Origin of the sequence: Georgenia sp. SUBG003, from assembly GCF_000715355.2 — a bacterium.
Lineage (GTDB): Bacteria > Actinomycetota > Actinomycetes > Actinomycetales > Actinomycetaceae > Georgenia.
This window is the reverse complement of the sequence record NZ_CP180204.1, coordinates 173,357-193,820: the sequence shown is the minus strand read 5'-3', so window position 1 is coordinate 193,820 and position 20,464 is coordinate 173,357. Positions and strand designations below refer to the sequence as shown.

Sequence of the window (20,464 nt, the reverse complement as noted above, 5' to 3'; positions counted from 1 at the left end):
GCCTACCGGCAGGTCGCGATCTCGCGGTAGAGGTCGAGGTAGCTCTCGATCATCCGGTCCTGCTGGTAGACGGCCGACTCCTGTACCGCTGCGGCGCCGAGTCGCCGGGCCAGCTCCGGGTTCTCGAGCACCTGCCTGAGCGCCCCGACCAGGGCCGCGCCGTCCTCCGGCGGGACGAGCAGCCCGGTGCTGCCGTCCACCAGAAGCTCCGCGATGCCTCTGACCCGTGTGGCGACGATGGGTGTGCCCGACATCATGCTCTCCACCAGCGCCAGTGGCAGCCCCTCCTCGTCCGACGTCATCACCACGCGTCCGCAGCTCCTACGGCTCGACGGGCGTCAGGAACGTTGCCGGGCATGCGGACCCGGTCCTCGAGCGCCAGCTCGTGCACGAGCGCCTCGAGAGCCGGCCGGTCCTCGCCCTCCCCGAGGATGAGGAGATCCGTCCCGGGCAGCTGCGCCAGCGCCCGGACCGACCGGTCGTGCCGCTTCTGCGCCGTGAGCCGACCGACGCTCACCAGGAGGCGCCGCCCGGCGGTGAGCCCGAACCGGTCGCGCACCTCCTCCGCCGTCATGGGCGGCGGCGGGGGCGCGACCCCGTTCGGGATGGTGACCGTCACCTGACAGCCATGACGTGCAAGTGCGTCCGCGACGGCCGGCCCGCAGGCGACGACGGGAAGGCCCGCCAGCCGCAGGACCCTCCCGACCCTGGCGTAGTCGACGCCGAACACCCCGTGGTCCGTCACGACGGCCGGGGGACGGCGGGCCCGGCCCGTGGCGAGAGCGGTGATCACGGCCATCCCGGGGTTGTGCGCGTGCACGACGTCGGGCCGCCACGCCCGGATCGCCCGGCCCAAGGACCATGATGCGGCGGGCACGGCCCGCGCGCGCCGCTCGAGGATCGGCAGTTCGAAGACAGGCGAGCCGAACGGCTCGGACCAGTTTCCCGGGGCCGCGGCGACCGCGACCTCGTGACCGTGCGCCTCGCCGCCCTCCTTCAGCGCGAGGACGATGCTCTCGGCGCCGCCCCTGCTCAGCTGCTGGACAGCGTGGAGGACCCTCACGCCGGACCCCCTGTCACCTGCGCCGGCAGACCGGCGTCGGGGGAGCTGGCGGGCCTTGGCCGTCGCCGTCGTCCGGATCCGTTCCCACGCCACCGCCGCGAGCATCAGCGGGAGCAACGGCGTGAGGTGACGGATGTAGGAGCCATAGTCCGGTTCGAAGATGGACTGCACCAGCGCGAACGACAGGACCAGCGCAACGGCACGTCTGGCGCGCGGGTCCGCGTCAGGTGCGGACACGACGGTCGTCGCCGAGCGGAGAAAGGTCCACCACAGCAGCACGAAGAACATGGCGAGCAGCGCATGGATCGGTGACCCGGTGAGCAGCAGAGGGAACGGGACGGCCAAGCTGAGCAGCACAAGAGTGGTGTTCACCCAGTCGCCCACGCTACCCTCCAGCGGCACGGCGCCCGTGATCGCCGTCTGGGCGTCCACACTTCCCTCCCGGAACTCGTTGATGCCCTCCCTCGTGGAGGACATCTCCACGCCGACGAGCAGAGGGAAGAGGAACGCCAGGACGCCCAGGGCGAGGACCATCACCAGGAAGATCCGGCTCAGGCTGGTGGTGCGTCGCATCATGAGCCGCAGCACGACGTAGAGCGCGATGGCCAGGAACCAGTAGTTCCGGAACACGGCGGCGTACACCAGCATCGTGGTGACCAGAAGGAGCTCGAAGCGTCCGCTCCCTGCCCTGCGAAGAGCCAGCGCGGTGATGAGCAGAACCAGGACGTCCTTGGAGTACTGGCCGAGGTACACGGCACCGGGGACGAGCGAGACCACGACGAGCGCCGCCCCGGCCGCAGGGTAGGCGGGCGCGATGTCCCGGGTGGCGACCGCCTGGACCACGAGGACGAAGACGCCGAAGCCGAGAAGTCCCGCAAGAACGGGAGCGTCCGCGAGCCCGAGGAGCCGGTACAGGTTCCCGACGTTCTCGAACGACGGGTCGTTCTCGAGCTGTACGTGGCCGCGGGCGACCGAGGCGATCGTGTTGGAGTCGTACGAGTACTTCGCGGGCAGCAGGTCACGACCGAAGGCGATGAAGGTCAGGCACGCGGCGGCCAGCACCATGAGCAGCCCCTGGATCGCGCCCCATAGCAGGAAGTCCCTGTGCGCCCGGGCGTTGCCCGCGGGCGCCGCCGGGACGTGCTTGCCTGTCCCGGCCCTGGTGTCCGCGTCTGTCACGGCCTTCATGGAGAGAGTGCTCACTACGGACTCCTCGTGCCGTGAGCGACCGCCCGCCGGCCGTCGCTCGCCTGCGCTGCACGATATGCACCGTCCTCGGTGCGCGTCACCGTTTTGTCAGCGCTGTGCGAACCGGCGAGTGATACGACCGTTTCGCTCCGGTGCCGCGGCCGCCGGCGGCGTCGGGGTTCACCCTTGTCCACCCCCTCGTTTTCAACCGCGCTCATCCGCACCTCTCGTCGATGCCAGGTGCGGGCCGCTGATTACCTGACCGGGTGATTTCGGCGCCCCGTCCGAGGAGGGACCACATGGCATCGCAGCTTTCCGCCGCGGTCGTTGGAGCCGGCTACTGGGGGCCGAACCTCGCCCGCAACTTCCGGAGCAGCCCGGACTGGGATCTCGTGGCCGTGTGCGACCTCGACGTGGAGCGCGCCCGCTCCGTCGTAGGCGCGCGGAGCACGGTCGACGTGATGACCTCCTTCGAGCAGCTCCTCGCCCGGGACGACGTCGACGCCGTCGCCATCGCCACCCCCGCACGCACGCACGCGCCGCTCGCCACGGCCGCCCTCGAGGCGGGCAAGCACGTGCTGATAGAGAAGCCTCTGGCGGACAGCAGCGACCGTGCGCGCCAGCTCGTCGCCCGCGCTGCGGAGCTCGACCGGGTACTGATGGTGGACCACACGTTCTGCTACACGCCGGTCGTGCTGAAGATGCGCGAGCTCATCGAGGAGGGCACGCTCGGCGAGCTGCTCTTCGTGGACTCGGTGCGGATCAACCTCGGTCTGGTCCAGCCGGACGTCGACGTCTTCTGGGACCTCGCGCCCCACGATCTGTCCATCCTCGACTTCATCCTTCCTGGCGGCCTGGTCCCCACGTCGGTCGCGGCCCAGGGAGCCGATCCGATCGGAGCAGGACAGTCCTGCGTCGGGTACCTCACGCTGCCGTTGCCCGGTGGGGCGATCGCGCACGTGCACGTCAACTGGCTGAGCCCGACGAAGATCCGGCAGATGGTGGTGGGAGGAAGCCGGCGGACCCTGGTCTGGGACGACCTGAATCCCAACCAGCGGCTGACCGTCTACGACCGCGGTGTGGACCTGACCGCGATGTCGCCCGGTCGCAAGAAGGTCGCGGCGAACGTCTCCTACCGTCTGGGTGACGCCTGGGCACCGGCACTGCCGGAGCGTGAGGCGCTCGGCCAGATGGTCGCCGAGTTCGCGCCGGGATCCGGGAGCGGCGCCGTCCGCGCACCGACGGCGCCGCGGGCCTGCGGGTCCTCGAGGTGCTCGAGGCCACACGTCGGAGCCTCGCCGACGGCGGCGGTCTCGCCGCCGTGGGGCAGTCCCGGGCGGCGGTGCCGGCGTGAGCGCGCTCGCGGGAGCCACGGCACTCGTCACCGGAGGTGCCGGCACGATCGGCTCGACGCTCGTCGACCAGCTCCTCGCCGCCGGGGCCGCACGCGTGGAGGTGCTGGACAACCTCGTGCGCGGACGGCGGGCGAACCTCGCCGACGCGCTCGCGACCGGTCGCGCCACCCTGGTCGAGGGCGACATCCGCGACCGCGACCTCGTGCACGATCTGGTGCGGGGCGCAGATCTGGTCTTCCACCAGGCGGCCATCCGGATCACCCAGTGTGCGGAGGAGCCGCGGCTCGCCCTCGAGGTGCTGGTCGACGGCACGTTCAACGTCGTCGAGGCGGCCGCCGAGCACCGGGTGAGCAAGCTCGTCGCCGCCTCCAGCGCGTCGGTCTACGGGCTCGCCGAAGAGTTCCCGACGCCGGAGCGGCACCACCACCACAACAACGACACGCTCTACGGCGCGGCCAAGTCCTTCAACGAGGGCCTCGTGCGCAGCTTCCGCGCCATGCGCGGTCTCGATTACGTGATGCTCCGCTACTTCAACGTCTACGGACCCCGGATGGACGTCCACGGCCTCTACACCGAGGTCCTCGTGCGGTGGATGGAGAGGATCGCCGACGGCCTGCCGCCGCTGATCCACGGAGACGGACGCCAGACGATGGACTTCGTCTTCGTGCCCGACATCGCCCGGGCGAACGTCCTGGCGGCGGCGAGCGACGTCACCGAGGGGGTGTACAACGTCGCCAGCGGCCGGGAGACCTCGCTCCTGGAGCTCGCCGAGGCGCTCCTGCGCGCCATGGGCTCCGACCTTCCTGTCGAGCACGGTCCCGAACGGGCGGTCAACGGTGTCACCCGCAGGCTGGCGGACACGGAGGCGGCCCGGCGGGACCTGGGCTTCGAGGCCCGGGTCGGGCTCGAGGAGGGGCTGCGCTCACTCGTCGAGTGGTGGCGCCCGCAACGCGCCGCCGTCGCGGCGGGCCGGACGGCGGGGGTGGACCGGTGAACCGGATCAATGTCATGCAGCCCTGGCTCGGCCAGGAGGAGATCGACGCCGTGGCCGAGGTGCTGACCTCGGGCTGGGTGGCGCAGGGCCCGCGGGTGGCACGGTTCGAGGAGGCCTTCGCCGAGGCCCAGCAGGTGCAGCACGCCATCGCGACGTCCTCCTGCACGACGGCGCTCCACCTCGCGCTGGTCGTCGCCGGCGTCGGGCCCGGGGACGACGTCGTCGTTCCCTCGTTGTCGTTCGTCGCCACCGCCAACGCGCCCGTCTACGTCGGAGCCCGCCCCGTCTTCGCCGACGTCGACCCCGTCACCGGCAACATCACGGCGCGGACGGTGGAGGCGGTGCTCACCGACCGCACCCGGGCGGTCATCGCCGTCGACCAGGCGGGCGTGCCGGTGGACCTCGACCAGATCCGCGCCGTGTGCGATCCGCGGGACGTCGTCGTCATCGAGGACGCCGCGTGCGCCGTGGGCGCGCGATACAAGGGTCGGCCGGTCGGCGCGGCTGCCGAGCTGGCGGCCTGGTCCTTCCACCCCCGGAAGCTGCTCACCACCGGCGAGGGCGGCATGCTCACCACCTCGCGCGAGGACTGGGCGGCGCGCGCCCGGCGGCTGCGGGAGCACGCGATGAGCGTCTCCGCCGCGGACAGGCACGCCAGCGTGCTGGCACCCGCGGAGCAGTACGACGAGGTCGGCTTCAACTACCGCATGACGGACCTGCAGGCGGCGGTCGGGCTCGTCCAGCTCGGCCGGCTCCCGGAGATCGTCGAGCGCCGGCGCGCGCTCGCCGGGCGCTACACGGAGGCGCTCGCCGAGGCGCCCGGGCTGCGCCCCGTGGCAGACCCGCCCTTCGGCCGCTCCAACGTCCAGTCCTACTGGGTCGAGGTGCGGTCCGAGTACCCCCTGGACCGCGAGGGGCTCCTGGCGCACCTCGCCGCCGCCGACATCTCGGCACGACGCGGCATCATGGCCGCCCACCGGCAGCCCGCCCACAGCCACCGTCGACGAGGTCCGATGCCGGCCACCGAGCACCTCACGGACACCACGCTGATCCTGCCGCTGTTCCACCAGATGACGACGGACGTGCAGGACCGCGTCATCTCCGCCCTCACCTCTGTCCCGGCACGGGTCTGATGGCAGCGCCCCCGCCCTTGTTGCTCGTGGCTGCCAGCGGTCTCGCCCGGGAGGTGCTGGACGTCGTGCGCGCCACCGGCAGCCATGACGTCGTCGGACTGCTCGACGACGACGCCGCGCTGCACGGCGAGCATGTGCGGGACGTGCCGGTCCTCGGGGGACTCGAGGCCGTGACCGCGCACCCGGACGCGCAGCTTGTGCTGTGCGCCGGGAGAGGGCAGGCACGTGACTCCCTCGCGGAGCGCCTCGCCGGCCTCGGCGTGGCGGAGGACCGGTACGCCACGGTCCGGCACCCGAGTGTGGACGTCCCGGGCAGTTGCACCGTGGGCAGCGGCACCGTCCTGCTCGCCCACGTCGCCGTCACCGCCGATGTGCGGATCGGCCGGCACGTGGTCGTGATGCCGAACGCGACCCTCACCCACGACGACGTGCTCGAGGACTTCGTGACCGTCTGCGCCAACGTGGCCCTGGGCGGTTCTGTCCACGTCGGCGAGCGCGCCTACCTCGGGATGGGCGGCACAGTACGGGAGCGCCTGACGGTCGGCGCCGGCGCGACGCTCGGAATGGCGGCAGCACTCGTCACCGACCTGCCCCCGGGCCAGACGTGGTTGGGGGTGCCCGCGCGACCGCAGATGCCGAGCCACGTCGGCGAGCTCGAGTCGTCGGTCGCAGGGCGACGACGACGCGCCACCAGCACCGCGAGAGGGGCAGAATCGTGAGAGTTCCGTTGGTCGATCTCAAGGCTCAGCACGAGGAGATCGCCGAGGAGGTCGGCGCAGCCGTCGCTGACGTGTTCCGGAGCGCGGCATTTGTCGGCGGTCCGGCAGTCGCGGCGTTCGAGCAGGAGTATGCGAACTTCACCGGCGCCGGGCACTGCGTCGGCGTGGCGAACGGCACGGACGCGCTCGAGCTGGCCCTTCGTGCCGTCGGTGTCGCAGCGGGTGGTGAGGTCATTCTGCCGGCGAACACCTTCATCGCGACGGCGGAGGCCGTCTCACGCATCGGCGCGATCCCAGTTTTCGTCGACGTGGACGAGGAGCACCTGCTCATCGATCCCGACGCGGCGGAGGCCGCCGTCACGCCGAGGACGCAGGCGATCGTCCCGGTGCACCTGTTCGGTCAGACAGCTCCGGTCGAGCAGCTTCGACCGGTCGCGGCCAGGGCCGGCGTCCCGATCGTCGAGGACGCGGCACAGGCGCAGGGTGCCCGCCGGCACGGCATCGCTGCCGGAGCCCTCGGGTCGGCCGCCGGTACCAGCTTCTACCCCGGGAAGAACCTCGGCGCCGCCGGCGACGCGGGCGCCGTCACCACGGACGACGAGGCCGTGGCAGACCGGGTACGCACGCTCGCCGCGCACGGGTCCCGAACGAAGTACCACCACGAGATGATCGGCATGAACTCTCGCCTCGACACCTTGCAGGCCGTGGTCCTGCGGGCCAAGCTCGCAAGGCTGGCCGGCTGGAACGAGCGGCGGCGCGAAGCTGCGAGCCGCTACGCGGAGCTGCTCGCCGACGTCCCTGCGATCCGCCTTCCCCTGACTGCCGACGGCAACGAGCACGTCTGGCACCTGTACGTCGTTCGCGTACCGCGGCGGGACCAGGTACTCGCCGTGCTTCACGAGCACGGTGTGGGTGGAGCGATCCACTACCCGCAGCCGTTGCACCTGACGCCGGCATACGCGCACCTCGGGCACGACCAAGGCGCGTTCCCTGTGGCGGAGCGGGCTGCCGGGCACCTTCTGTCGCTCCCCATCTACCCCCACATCACCCCCGAGCACCAGGAGCATGTCGCCTCAGCGCTACGTACCGCCCTCGCGCCCGGGCCGTCGGGACGTCCGCGGGCCCGCCGCACCTGGGCGGGCCGCCGTGGCACGCCCGGCACATCGTGCCGCCACCGTGGGGGACGGAGGAGCCGTCAGCGGCGTCGGGCGCTCACGATGACTGGGACGAGCGCCGCGGCCGTGGGGGGAGAACGTCCGCCGTGGCCTCGCCTGGAGCGCGGTGAACAACATCGTCCTCAAGCTCGGGACGCTTGCGCTGGGCATCATTCTCGCCCGCCTGCTCACCCCCCGAGGAGTTCGGGGTGTACGCCGTCGCGCTGACGGTACAGACGATCCTCCTGACACTCGCAGATCTCGGGCTGAGCACCGAACTCATTCGTTGCGAGGACCCACGGAGCAGAGCGCCCACCCTTGCGGTGCTGGGCCTTCTCTCCGGGGGGTGCATCACGGCGGTGATCGCGCTGGCGGCCGAGCCGATCGCCACGGCGCTGGGCAGCTCCGAGGCCGGACCTGTCCTGCGAGTGCTTTCCCTGACACTGGTGCTCGCCAGCGCTGGAGTGGTGCCGTCGGCGATGCTGGCGCGGCGGTTCGACCAGAAGCGGCTGTTCCTTATCGCTGGCGCAGATCTGACCGTGAACGCCACGGTGACGATCTCCCTCGTCGTCGCCGGCTGGGGCCCCATGGCCCTGGCGCTGGGCCGTGTCTGCGGTCAGAGCACCACCTTGGTCCTGCAGTTCGTCCTCTCCGGAGAGCGACCACGCCTCGGCATCGACCGACAGCTCGTCCGGCCCATCCTCGCCTTCAGCCTTCCGGTCGCTGGCGCGAACCTGTTGTCCTGGGCGCTCCTGGGCATCGACAAGATCGTGCTCGCGCGCGTGGGGGGAGCGGAGGCGCTGGGTTACTACGTGCTCGCCTTCACCATGTCGACGTGGCCGATGATCGCAGTGGCTCAGACGGTCCGGTCGGTCGCCATGCCTGCCTTCGCGCAGGTCGGCGGCGGTACCCGGGACCGCACTCTGGCGGTCGCGATGGCGCCGACCTGGGCATTGGCGGTGCCCTGCGCCGGGTTGCTCGCCGTTCTCGCCGCCCCCCTGGTGGTCGTCGTCTACGGCCCCGTCTGGCAGCCGGCGGCAGCGCTGCTGGTACCGCTCGCCGCGTTCGGCGGGATCCGCGTGGGATTCGACCTTCTGGCCACCTATCTCCTTGCCCGGGGCGCTTCCGTCAGCGTGCTGGTCATCCAGGTGGGCTGGTTCGCGGCGCTGGTCGTCGCGATGTACCTCGGCGCGACCAGGTGGGGGGCGGCCGGAGCTGCGACGGCCCACGTCGTCGTCGCCGTCGTACTGGTTCTCCCGGCCTACCTCTGGACGCTTCGGCGGGTCGGGGCCGACCTCGGTGCGCTCGGTCGATCAGTCTGGCAGCCCGTCGCAGCCGCCGTCCCCGCCGGCGGAGCCGCCTTCCTCGTGGCCCGGGCGGTCGACGGGCCACTGCCGGCCCTCCTCCTCGGCGGGACGGTGGGCGGCGTCCTGTACCTCGTCATGATCCTCCGCTGGCTCCGGAGGCGCATCCGGCGGGTGGGAACGGAGCGCGACCGCCGAGCTCTCACCACCAACCCGGTCAGCCATCGGCGCCGGCACACGGAACGGAGCAGCCGATGATCTCGGTGACGTCGATGACGGCGACGACGGCGGTGCCCGCCTCACGCCTCCGGGAGATCCGCCGACGGCGCAGTCCGACCGTCTCTGTGGTGATCCCCTGCTACAACTACGGTGCGTTTCTTCCCGCCTGCGTCGAGAGCGTCGTGGCACAGCGCGGCGTGGAGGTACGCGTACTCATCATCGACGACGCGTCGCGCGACGACTCCGCAGCGGTTGCCGAGACGCTCGCCCAGCGGCACAGCGAGGTCACCGTCCGCAGGCACACGAGCAACCGCGGGCACATCGCCACCTACAACGAGGGTCTCCTCGAGTGGGCCGACGGTGACTACGTCGTCCTGCTGTCCGCGGACGACCGCCTAGCCGCCGGTTCCCTCGCTCGTTCTGTCGAGCTGATGGAGCAGCGCCCGGACGTCGGCATGGTCTACGGGAGGACGGTGAAGTTCGCCGACGACCGGGAGCTGCCACGGCGAGCGCGACCCGTCCGCGGGACGCGGGTGTGGACGGCGGGTCAGTGGTTCGCGGAGCACTGCAAGGACACCCGTAACGTCGTGCAGACTCCGTCGGTCGTCGTGCGCACGAGCGTGCAGCACGCCGTCGGCGGTTACCGTCCTGAGCTGCCCCACGCCGGTGACTTCGACATGTGGCTGCGGATCGCCGCGAAGTACGGCATCGGTCGCGTGTGGGGCCACACGCAGGCCTACTACCGCGTTCACCCGACGAGCATGAGCACCGCCGTCTACCACGAGGCTCTCTCGGACGTTCGCCAGCGCAAGATGGTTCTCGACCGCGTTCTCTCCGAGCACGCCGACGCGGTGAGGCGCCACCACGTGCGCCCTCAGACGGCCTACAGGATGCTCGCCAGCGAACTGCTGTGGAACGCGTGCCGGGCGTACGAGAACGGGACGGTCGACCAGGTGCCGTTGGACGAGTGGATCTCGTTCGCCCGCGAGACCTACCCGCCGGTGCAGCGGCTTCGTGCCTTCCGTGCGCTGCTCCGACGTCAGCGGATGGGCGAGGAGCTCTGCCGACGCACCCACCTGTTCGCCGGCACAGCAGCGGTCCTGTTCGTGCGCCACGCGCTGTGGTGGGCACGCTGGTACGGGCTCTGAACGACGCACGGGCTGCTGGTACGGGGCCCGCACCGGCTGAGGACCAGTGCAATCCACGGCGGCTGCTCACCCGTACCTCACGGCAGAAGCCCGCCCGGGACAGATCGTCACTGCACGTGGGCAACGTGCCTGTTCCGAGCGGGGACGGGAGCGCGACGAAGGAGCCCGGGATGTTCGACCTCATCGACGGCCTGCCCCTCCACCCTCTCGTCGTCCACGCCGTGGTCGTCCTGCTCCCCGCGGCCGCACTGGGGACGATCGCGATCGCCGTCGTACCCGCCTGGCGACGGCGCTACGGGCTGCTCGTCGGGCTCGTCACGCTCGCCGCGACCGCGATGGTGCCGGTTGCCACGCGCAGCGGCGAGGCCCTGGTGCGGCGGGTGGGGCCGCCCGCCGGGGACCACCAGGCCCTCGGCGGCCAGCTGCTGTGGTTCGCCCTGCCCCTGGTGCTGCTCGTCTGGCTCCTCGTCCTCGCCGACCGCCGGAGCGCCGAGCGCCGCGCCGCGCCGGCGACCGGCCGGTGTCGTTGGGTGGGACATGTGGGTTCTCGTACCTTCCGTGTGGGTGGGGCGCGCTGACGCGCGCCCTCGAGCGAGCCGGACCGGGGCACGAGCGGCGGGAGGCCGCCGCGCCCCGGCCCGGCGGTCCGTCAGAGGTCGCGGACCTGGATGTTGCGGAACTCGATGAGGTCGTTGTTGCCGTGGTTCTGCAGCCCCACGAACCCGCTGGCGAACTGGCGCAGGTCGGTCGGCGGGTCGCCCTGGCGGGACGAGCTGATCCCCGGCACGTTGTCGAACTCGTTGATCACCTCGCCGTTGCGGATGATCGTGTAGTGCTGGTCGACGACGCGGATCTCGTAGTCGTTCCACTCACCCTTGGGCGTGACGCCGGCGTCCTCGAGCCCGACCGGGTCGAAGTTGTACACCGACCCCGTCTTCTGCGGCTCACCGGTGGGTCCGTCGTAGATCTGGATCTCCTGGCCGCAGTAGATCGCAATCCACGCCTGGGAGTCCTGCCCCGTCGCGCACTCCGGCAGCTCGTCGGCCGGCGTGCGAGGGTCGGGGAAACGGATGAAGACGCCGCTGTTGGCGTAGGCGCTGCCCTCCGAGACGTCCCGGAACTGCAGCTTCAGCGAGAAGTCGTCGAACTCCTGCGCCGAGTACCAGAGCATGCCCAGGCCGCCGCGCGAGGCAAGGTTTCCCTCGTCCGTGAGCTCGAAGTGGCCACCGGGCGCCTGCGTCCAGCCCTCGAGAGACTCGGCGGTCCCGTCGAAGATGGTCTCGTAGCCCGAGTACCCCTTCTTCCCGACGTCGGACCGTGCCGCAGCGCTGGTGAGCCTGCCCTTGTCCTTGCCGGAGATCACGCCGTCCTTCTTGAGGTGGTCGACCACGTCGCCCACGTGGTCGACGAAGTCGCCGTGGTCCTCCCACTGGCCCTCGTCGTCGATCAGGTCGTTGATCGTGCAGCCGCCGAGGTCGTGGTTCTTCACGCCGGTGTCGGTGTCGCCGATCCACACGGTGTCCCGTGCGTCCGGGCTGACGCAGGCGATCTTCACCTCGGTGGTGGTCGTGGCCGTCTCGCCGTCGGCGTACGTCACCGTGAGGGTGGCGGTGTACGTGCCGACCTTGGCGTAGGTGTGACGCGGGTTGGCCTCGGAGGAGGTCGAGCCGTCGCCGAAGTCCCAGGCGTAGGAGACGCCGCCGGAACGCTCGCCGGTGAAGGCGACCGTGAGCGGCCGGTCGTGCAGGCTCGTGGCCGTGGCGGACGCCGTCGGCGTCGCCGGGCCACCCTGGTACGTCACCCGGAGGAGCTTCTGGTTCGGGTCCAGGCTGAAGAATCCGCCGGCGTAGTCGAGCAGGTAGAGGGCGCCGTCGGGACCGAACTTCGCGTCCATCCAGCTCTGGAGCTCGTCCTCGCCGTTTCCGGCGCGGACGATCGACCGCATGTCCTCGGCGAACGCCGGCGGACCCTGCTTCTCCACGTTGGCCGGGTCGACCGTCACCGCCACCCGGTTGTTGCCGTTGGACTGGTCACCGATGAACCACTTGCCCTCCCAGTACTCCGGCCAGGCGACGTCGCTGTCCGGGTCCACCTGGGACGTGCGGTACGTCGGGCCGGACATGACGGCCTGACCGCCGCCGCGGTACCACGGCTGCGTGTAGGTGGCCTCGGCGTCGTCGTACGTGGGGACGCCGTCCTCACCCAGCGGGAAGACGGGACCGCCGCCGCCGGGGGAGTACCAGATCATGTTGTCCCGCGCGGGCGGAAGGTCCACCAGGCCGGTGTTGCGCGGCGAGGTGTTCTTCAGGTTGTCGCAGTCGTACCAGCCCGTCAGCACGCTCGCGTCCTCGTTGCTGCGGTCGCGGTACGGCTGGCGGTTGCCCATGCAGTACGGCCACCCCTGGTTGCCCGCGGACGTGATGATCGTGGCCGTCTCGTACTTCGCGGGCCCGAGCTCCGGGTTCGGCGACCCGGCGTCCGGGCCGACCCAGCCGGCCGTGAGCCAGTCGGTGTCGGCGTCGATCTGCAGGCGCGAGATGTTGCGCACGCCCATCACGTAGATCTCCGGGCGCGTCTTGTCGCCGGGGTCCTCGGACTCCGGGAAGAGGTTGCCCTCGGGGACCGTGTACGTGCCGTCGTCCTCCGGGTGGATCCGCAGGATCTTGCCGTTGAGGTCGTTCGTGTTGCCGGAGGTCCGGCGGGCGTCCTGGAACGAGATGCCCGCGTACTCCTGCGTCCAGTTGTTCCCGGAGTAGCCCTGGGAGCCGCCGGAGGAGTTGCTGTCGCCGGAGCCGATGTAGAGGTTGCCCTCGTCGTCGAACGCCATGCCGCCGCCGGCGTGGCAGCAGCTGTGGACCTGGGTCTCCCACTGGAGCAGGTCCACGCGGGTGGACTGGTCGATGCTCGGCCCCGCGGGGTCGTAGGTGAAGCGCGAGACGGTGCGCTGACCGACGCGCTTGTCGCGGTCGACCGACTCGTGCGGCATCCAGTAGACGTAGATCCAGTTGTTCTCGGCGAAGTCCGGGTCGGGCACGATGCCGAGCAGGCCCTCCTCGTTCTTCACCAGCTCGCTGCCGCTGCCGCGGTTGCCCATGACGTCCAGCGTCGTCAGGAGGGTCACCTCGCCGGACTCGGGGTCCCACTGGTGGATCGTGCCGCAGCCGAGGCCGACCTCCGGGTCCTCCCACGACGCCACCGGCCCGGACGGGCAGGCGGCCTTGCCGACGTAGAAGACGGTGCCGTCCGGTGCGACCGTGAGGCCGTGCGGCTCGCCGATCTGGTCGAGCTGCCCCTGTGCGTTCCTGGCGGTGAGCCGCTCGATCTCGTAGTTCTCTCCGATGGTGGCCTGGCAGTCACCGCGGACGGTGCCCGCGGTCCACTGCAGGGCACCCGCGAGGTGCGTGCGGAAGGTCTCGTCCGAGTAGCTCTCCGCCGTGCCGCCCATGCCGGTGTAGAAGGACCGTCCGCCGTCGTAGTCGCGGCACCACGAGATCGGGTGGAAGGCGCCGTTCGCGCCCTCCCCGGCGTCGTAGAGGTTCTCCCGGATCTGGGCGACGGTGTGCACCGTGCCGACGGGGTTGGGCGCCCAGTTCAGCCAGCGGTCGGACCGGGTCCAGTTCAGCGGCAGGTCCTTGGTGGCCGGGTGCTGCCGGTCGGGGACGTCGACGATCGTCTCCTGCACCTCGATCTCCGGCTCGGGCTCGGTCGTCGCGTCGGCGGCGAAGAGGTCGAGGTCGGCGAGCTGGGTGAGGTCGTCACCGGCGTTCTTGGTGATGTCCAGCTGGAAGTACTCGTACGCCGTCGAGTTCTCGAACTCGAAGTCCCGGGTCTGGAACCGGTCCGGGAAGTCCTCGTCGGCTCGGGTGTCGAGGTCGGTCCAGGTCTCGCCGTCCGTGGAACCCTTCAGGGTCCAGTTCTGCGGGTCGCGCCCGGAGGCGTCGTTCGCGGACGTGAGCGCGTACCGGTTGACCGTCACCGGCTCGGTGAGCCGGTAGGTGATCGTCGCGGTCGGGTTGAAGGCGAGCCACTTCGTCCCCGGGTCGCCGTCGATGAGCTTCTCGGCGATCTCGTTCGGCGGGTTGTTCGCGCTCGCGGTGACCTCGGCGACCTCCGCCGCGTCCGGCAGGGCACCCACCGGGCGGGTGCCGATCAGCCCGGTGAACCAGTCCGACCGCTCCTGGACGCGTGCGGCGTCCCGGATGCCGAGGAACCCGCCGCCGTCGTTGACGAAGTCCTTGAGCGCACCCTCCTGCGATGCGCTCAGCTCCGTCTCGAGCGCGGAGAGGAACACCACGCTGCGGTAGTCGTCGAGGCTGCCGGCCGTGAAAACCGCCGGGTCGGCCGTGGCCTCGACCGTGAGGTCGTTCGCCGCTCCGATCTCGGTGAGCGCCTCGGCCGCGACGACGACCGGGTCGTCCTGGGCGTCGGGCTCGCCGTGGAACAGGAGCACCTTGGTCCCGGCGCCGTCCTCCTCGGCGGGCTCCGGCGCGGCTCCGGCCGGGGCGGTGGCCGCGGGTACTGCCAGCGTCACCGCCAGCGTGCCGCCGCTCAGCAGCGCGAGCGCGCGCCGGCGGCGGGTGAGGGCCAGGCGGTGCTCGCCCGGCCTCCGATCTCTAGACATCATCGTCTTTTCCCCCAGATTCTGATGGTTCAGTTGTTCTGCGTGCTGTGGCCTGTGTGGCCGCCACCGTGGCCGTGGTGCTGGAACCGGTCGATCGCCTCCTGTGCGCCGTCGGGCATGGATCCGTCGGCGTTGCGCACCAGGAAGATCCCGGCCATCCCGCCGTCGGAGTGGAACTGGACGTGGCAGTGGTACATCCACGCCCCGGCCCCGACCGAGTCCCCGGCGAGAACCTGGAAACCGAAGGAGTCGCCCGGGTTGAGGTCGCGGTTGTCGATCACCTGACTGGGGTCGTTCGGGCCCTCGAGGATGCCCGTGCGGTTGTTCGCCCAGCGGTGCGCGTGCAGATGGAACGTGTGGAAGGTGTTGCCGTGGCCGATCGCGATGAACTCCACCCGCTCGCCGAGGTTGGCCTCGAACATCGGGGTGTCGGGTGCGACGCGGTTGTTGACGGTCATGTCGTTGAAGACGACGGTGAACTGCCGGTCCGGCAGGACGTCGCCCTTGCGGCGCACGACGAGCGCGCCGTACAGCCCGGCCATGACGCCGCCCGTACCGTGGTCGGTGCCCATCGCGTGGTCGTGGTAGTGCCAGTAGCCGGCGCTCCCCGGCACCCACTGGCCGCCCGACCGGTACGGGGCGTGTGAGCGCCACACGTAGGTGCGCGTCTCGCCCGGCTCGTTGAAGGAGGCGTTGAACGGGCTGCCGTCGGAGTCGACGTCGTAGTCCACGCCGTGCGGGTGGATCGACAGCCGCTTGTCCGTGGTGTTGACGAGCTCGATCTCGAGGGTGTCACCCTCCCACATCTCGAGCACGGGCCCCGGAACGGTGGCCTCTCCGGGCGCCAGGCCGTAGCCGACCATGTTGCCCGGCAGGGTCTCGGCGTACATCGTGATCCGTCGGGTCTCGCCGCCCGGGCCGTTCCCGTTGCCGGGGTTCGGCCTGCCGCCAGGATCGGCCGCGGCCGGCGGACCGGCGAGGGACGCGGCGAGTGCCGGCACGAGACCGGCGGCGGCGCCGGCCATCATCGAGCGTCGGGAGAAGGCGCGCGCCGGTGTGCCGGTACGCGCTCCAGGTTCAGTCATCAGATCTCCGATCCGGGTGCTGCCCCTGCCGGGGCGTGATGGTGGCGGGAGGTCCGCCGGAGGCTGCACGGGGTCGCACCCCACGCGCGGCGGTGCGCGCCCAGCGGGAAACGGCGGGTCGCGGGCTCCCGTGGTGCTCCACGTCGCTGGGCGTCGCTCGGCTGCATGTCGAATCCCCCTCGAGTCGGACAGGCTTCGGCCGTGCGCGCGCTGTCGTTGCGCGCGACGGTCCGTGATGACCCGGCTGCCGACGGAGGGGGTCGGTCGTCCGTCGCGCTCGGCGCGGCGGCCCGGTTTGTGCTGGTGCGTCTGTGCAGCCGTGACTGTAGAGCGGGCTTGTGTCAAAGGTCAAGCAAAAGTTGAAGCAGCAAGTGGCAAACTGGGCCACTTGGGACGAGGAGGACGCGGACGTTCTGTTCGTGGGCAGGCAGATGCGTCCCGCGAGCGTGACGGCGCACCGGCTCCACGTCCTGGTGTGTGGACGACCGCCGAGGTGCGTCGGCCGGCGCGGTCAGTTCGTCCGGCCGGGAGGGCGTCAGTGCGTCAGCCCGCTGCCTCGGTGATCGCGTTGACGCCCTCGGCGGAGAGGGCGTGCTGGGTCACGAGCGCGGCGGCGCCCAGGATGCCCGCGCGCCCCTCGGTCCGGGAGCTGACGATCCGCAGGTGCTGCGTCGCCAGGGGGAGGGAGCGGCTGTAGACCGACTCGCGGATGCCGGCGAGCAGGTGCTCGCCGACGGCGGCCACGACGCCGCCGATGACGATGACGGAGGGGTTGAGCATGTTCACGCACCCCGCGAGCACCGCGCCGATGTCGCGGCCGGCCTGGCGCACCGCCTGGACCGCGCCGCGGTCGCCGGAGCGGACCAGGTCGACGAGCTGGGCGTTGCTCTCGACCGCGTAGCCCTCGTCGCGCAGCCGCCGGGCAACCGCCGGACCGGAGGCGACGGCCTCGAGGCAGCCGACGTTGCCGCACGTGCACGGCGTGCTGTTGCCGTCGGGCACGGCGATGTGGCCGAGGTCGCCCGCGGCGCCTGGGCCCCGCGCTGGAGGTGCCCGTCGCTGATGATGCCGGCGCCGATGCCCGAGGCGATCTTGACGAAGATCATGTTCGCGACGTCGGGGGTAGACGGCGTCGTGCTCGCCCAGGGCCATGATGTTGACGTCGTTGTCGACGAGGATCGGGACGGGGAACGCCTCACGCAGGTGGGTCGGCACGTCGAACCGGTCCCAGCCCGGCATGACGGGCGGGCTGGTGGGGCGGCCGGTGTCGTACTCGACGGGGCCCGGCAGGCCGATGCCGACACCCGCGAGGTCGGACAGGGGGCGGCCGACCTCGTCGACCAGGCGGAGTGCCACGTCGGTGACGGCGCTGAGCACCGCGGCCGGGCCGTCGGCGATCGAGCGTTCGAACGTCTCCTCGGCGAGGACCTGGTTGGCGAGGTCCGTCACCGCGACGCGCGCATGGCTGACTCCGAGGTCGACCGCGACGACGAAGCGCGCCGCCGGGTTGAAGGCGAAGGTGGCGGGCGGCCTTCCGCCGGTCGAGGCGGCCTCGCCGGTGGGCGTGACGAGCGAGGAGGCGAGCAGGTCGTCCACGCGCGAGGAGATGGTGGACCGGGCCAGCCCGGTCACCGCGGCGAGCTCGGCCCGGGTACGGGGGCTTCCGTCGCGAAGGAGCTGGAACAGGCTTCCGGCGCTGCTCGGCAGAGCAGGCTGGCTCCACTGGCGGGCGACGCCGTCGTCCGCAGTCTGCAAAATCGCCATGACCCTCAGTTAACCACCCACCTCATCGTTTGTCTCCACCTACTCCGGCACCTTTTGCTTGACGTGCGACGAAAGTCCGCTATACGTTGTGCCCATGGTCACAGCAGACCCCGCACCGCCGTTGTTGCAGATGCGCGGCATCGTCAAACATTTCCCGGGAGCCAAGGCGCTCGACGGCGTAGATCTCGAGATCCGTGCCGGCGAGGTGCACTGTCTCCTCGGGCAGAACGGCGCCGGCAAGTCCACCCTCATCAAGACGCTCGCCGGCGCGCACCGCCCCGACCGTGGAGAGATCCTCTGGCAGGGTCAGCCGGTCTCGATCGACTCGCCGCAGTCCGCGCTCGAGCTCGGTGTCGCGACCATGTACCAGGAGCTCGACGTCGTCGACGGCCTGAGCGTGGCCGAGAACATCTACCTCGGTCACGAGCTCGCCAACGGCGGCTTCCTCCGGCGCGCCGAGGCTCACCAGCGGACGCGCGAGCTGCTCCGCCGGCTCGGCCACCCGGAGATCCCGCCCTCGCGAGAGGTCGGGCGGCTCTCCGCCGCCGGCAAGCAGATCGTGTCCATGGCGCGCGCGCTCTCGCACGACGCCAAGGTCATCGTGATGGACGAGCCCTCCGCGGTGCTGGACCCCGAGGAGGTGTCCAACCTCTTCCGCGTCGTGCGGTCGCTGAGCGCCGAGGGCGTCGCCATCATCTACATCTCCCACCGGCTGGAGGAGATCCGCCAGATCGGGGACCGGATCACGGTTCTCAAGGACGGCCGGACGGTCGCCACCAGCCTCGCCGTGGCGGACACCCCGACGGCGAAGCTCATCCCGCTCATGACCGGTCGCGAGGTGGAGACGAACTTCGGTGGCGCACCGAGCGGAGCCATCTCGGACGAGCCTGTCCTCGAGGTCGACGGCCTCGCGCTCTCCGGGGTGTTCTCGGACGTCTCCTTCACCGTGCGTCCCGGGGAGATCGTGGGTCTGGCCGGACTCGTGGGTGCTGGCCGGTCCGAGATCCTCGAGACCCTCTACGGCGCACGGCACGCCGACGCCGGGACGGTCAAGGTCAACGGCAAGCCAATGCGGCGGGGCTCGGTGCCGGCCGCCGTCGCCGCCGGGGTCGGTCTGGCCCCCGAGGAGCGAAAGAGCCAGGGCCTCCTGCTCGACGAGCCCGTCTTCCGCAACATCACCCTGTCCACCTTCGGCCGGTTCGCCCGCGCCGGCTTCCTCGACGAACGGGGCGAACGCGCCGCCGCCGAGGAGCAGATCAAGGCGCTCCAGCTCGCTCCGGCCGACCCCCGCCGCGCCATCCGCACCCTCTCCGGCGGCAACCAGCAGAAGGCCATGCTCGCGCGCTGGCTCGTCCACGGCTGCGACGTGCTGCTGCTCGACGAGCCCACACGCGGCGTCGACGTCGGCGCCCGCGCCGAGATCTACACGCTCATCCGCCGGCTCGCCGCCCAGGGCGCCGCCATCGTCGTCGTCTCCAGCGAGATCGAGGAGGTGCTCGGCCTCGCCGACCACGTCCTGGTCGTCGCCGACGGCGCGGTCGTCCACTCCGGTCCGGCTGACCAGATCGACGAGCACCGCGTGCTCGACCTCGTCATGGAAGGAACCCACGTATGAGTGAGAACCAGTCGGCCACCGTGCCGGCGGGAAGCAGCCCCGAGGGGACGGGACTGCCACCGACCAACCGTGACGTCGGCGCGTCCGCGGTCCCGAGCAGGCGCGCACCGAAGTTCCAGCTCGGCGGTCTGGGTCACAGCCTCGGCCTCATCATCGCCCTCGTCCTGCTCGTCGTCATCGGCATCGTGACCTCCGGCCCGCGGTTCGTCGGCCTGAGCAACATCATGGTGATCCTCGAGCAGACCGCCGTCCTCGGCGTCATCAGCATCGGCGTCACCTTCGTCATCACGGCGGGCGGGATCGACCTCTCGGTCGGGTCCGTCATGGGTCTGGCGACCGTGTGGGCGTCGACGCTCGCGACGCAGACGATGGCGGAGAACACGCACTGGATCGTCATGGTGTTTACCGCGCTCGCCGTCGGCACCGCGGCAGGCCTGGTCAACGGGATCATCGTGGCCTACGGCAAGGTCGTCCCGTTCATCGCGACCCTGGCGATGCTCGTCGCGGCCCGCGGCCTCGCGGAGATCATCTCCAACCGGCGCACCCAGATCGTGGACGTCGACGGGTACCTCGAGTTCTTCCGGGCGGACATCCTCGGCGTCCCGGTCATCGTGTGGATCTTCGTCCTCGTCGCGGTCGGCGGATGGGTGCTCCTCGCCCGCACGACCTTCGGCCGGCGCACCATCGCCGTCGGCGGCAACCCCGAGGCGGCCCGCCTGGCAGGCATCAAGGTCCAGCGGCACACGATGTGGGTCTTCGCCATCGCCGGGCTCACCGCGGGAATCGGGGCCGTGATGATGCTGGCCCGGACCACGGCCGGAAGCTCGACGAACGGCTACCTCTACGAGCTGGACGCCATCGCCGCCGTCGTCGTCGGTGGCACGCTCCTCATCGGCGGCCGCGGCACGATCGTCGGAACCGTTCTCGGCGTCCTCCTCTTCGCCGTCCTGAGGAACATCTTCATCCAGAACAACCTGTCCACCTCGGCGCAGGCGCTGGCCATGGGCGCGATCATCGTCCTCGCCGTCCTGCTCCAGCAGCGCTTCGCCACCCGCGCCAGATCCAGCTGACCGAGCTGGACGCCGGTCCGGCCCGCGCTCCG

The 20,464-nt window shown here is 71.0% G+C and carries 14 protein-coding genes and 1 pseudogene; 10 read left to right on the top strand and 5 right to left on the bottom strand.

Features of this window, described 5'->3' with window-relative positions; all coding sequences use genetic code 11:
• Window positions 1-2 precede the first annotated feature (2 nt).
• Window positions 3-302, bottom strand: coding sequence for a glycosyltransferase family 4 protein (locus tag DA06_RS00825; RefSeq protein ID WP_418606704.1), 300 nt, complete (start codon window positions 300-302; stop codon window positions 3-5).
• Window positions 302-2,266: a glycosyltransferase gene (locus DA06_RS00820; RefSeq protein ID WP_052436192.1), complete on the bottom strand. Its 1,965-nt coding sequence runs from the start codon at window positions 2,264-2,266 to the stop codon at window positions 302-304. The genes DA06_RS00825 and DA06_RS00820 overlap by 1 nt, the downstream gene beginning before the upstream one ends.
• Before the next feature lie 284 nt (window positions 2,267-2,550).
• On the opposite strand from DA06_RS00820, the pseudogene DA06_RS00815 reads away from it, so the two are divergent.
• The 8 genes and pseudogenes from DA06_RS00815 (at window position 2,551) to DA06_RS00780 (ending at window position 10,855) form a co-directional block, all read left to right on the top strand.
• A pseudogene (locus DA06_RS00815) lies at window positions 2,551-3,605 on the top strand (Gfo/Idh/MocA family protein).
• Complete coding sequence (locus DA06_RS00810) at window positions 3,602-4,600, top strand: NAD-dependent epimerase/dehydratase family protein (RefSeq protein ID WP_043496645.1); 999 nt, start codon at window positions 3,602-3,604, stop codon at window positions 4,598-4,600. Before DA06_RS00815 ends, DA06_RS00810 begins: the two are co-directional and overlap by 4 nt.
• A 14-nt stretch (window positions 4,601-4,614) precedes the next feature.
• A complete protein-coding gene (locus DA06_RS00805; RefSeq protein WP_052436198.1) occupies window positions 4,615-5,733 on the top strand; it encodes a DegT/DnrJ/EryC1/StrS family aminotransferase in 1,119 nt (372 codons plus the stop codon).
• Between the two features lie 26 nt (window positions 5,734-5,759).
• Window positions 5,760-6,452 (top strand): NeuD/PglB/VioB family sugar acetyltransferase, encoded by a 693-nt coding sequence (locus DA06_RS00800; RefSeq protein WP_418606703.1) that lies wholly within the window; start codon window positions 5,760-5,762, stop codon window positions 6,450-6,452.
• Window positions 6,449-7,834 (top strand): DegT/DnrJ/EryC1/StrS family aminotransferase, encoded by a 1,386-nt coding sequence (locus tag DA06_RS00795; protein WP_418606702.1) that lies wholly within the window; start codon window positions 6,449-6,451, stop codon window positions 7,832-7,834. Before DA06_RS00800 ends, DA06_RS00795 begins: the two co-directional genes overlap by 4 nt.
• A complete protein-coding gene (locus tag DA06_RS00790; protein WP_052436190.1) occupies window positions 7,816-9,168 on the top strand; it encodes an oligosaccharide flippase family protein in 1,353 nt (450 codons plus the stop codon). The genes DA06_RS00795 and DA06_RS00790 overlap by 19 nt, the downstream gene beginning before the upstream one ends.
• Window positions 9,165-10,277, top strand: a complete 1,113-nt coding sequence (locus tag DA06_RS00785) for a glycosyltransferase (RefSeq protein ID WP_052436189.1) — start codon at window positions 9,165-9,167, stop codon at window positions 10,275-10,277. The genes DA06_RS00790 and DA06_RS00785 overlap by 4 nt, the downstream gene beginning before the upstream one ends.
• A gap of 170 nt (window positions 10,278-10,447) precedes the next feature.
• Window positions 10,448-10,855, top strand: a complete 408-nt coding sequence (locus tag DA06_RS00780) for a DUF2231 domain-containing protein (RefSeq protein WP_418606701.1) — start codon at window positions 10,448-10,450, stop codon at window positions 10,853-10,855.
• 71 nt (window positions 10,856-10,926) lie between these two features.
• On the opposite strand, the gene DA06_RS00775 is transcribed toward DA06_RS00780, so the two are convergent.
• The 3 genes from DA06_RS00775 to DA06_RS00765 form a co-directional block, all read right to left on the bottom strand.
• Window positions 10,927-14,898, bottom strand: coding sequence for a ThuA domain-containing protein (locus DA06_RS00775; protein WP_052436188.1), 3,972 nt, complete (start codon window positions 14,896-14,898; stop codon window positions 10,927-10,929).
• 29 nt (window positions 14,899-14,927) lie between these two features.
• Entirely contained in the window at window positions 14,928-15,983 is a 1,056-nt protein-coding gene (locus tag DA06_RS00770; protein WP_418606700.1) for a multicopper oxidase domain-containing protein, read from the bottom strand.
• Window positions 15,984-16,526: 543 nt separating this feature from the next.
• Entirely contained in the window at window positions 16,527-17,747 is a 1,221-nt protein-coding gene (locus DA06_RS00765; RefSeq protein WP_418606699.1) for an ROK family protein, read from the bottom strand.
• Between the two features lie 94 nt (window positions 17,748-17,841).
• Between DA06_RS00765 and DA06_RS00760 the strand changes: the two genes are divergently transcribed.
• Window positions 17,842-19,362: a sugar ABC transporter ATP-binding protein gene (locus DA06_RS00760; protein ID WP_043496629.1), complete on the top strand. Its 1,521-nt coding sequence runs from the start codon at window positions 17,842-17,844 to the stop codon at window positions 19,360-19,362.
• Window positions 19,359-20,432, top strand: coding sequence for an ABC transporter permease (locus tag DA06_RS00755; RefSeq protein ID WP_043496627.1), 1,074 nt, complete (start codon window positions 19,359-19,361; stop codon window positions 20,430-20,432). Before DA06_RS00760 ends, DA06_RS00755 begins: the two co-directional genes overlap by 4 nt.
• Window positions 20,433-20,464: the final 32 nt, after the last annotated feature.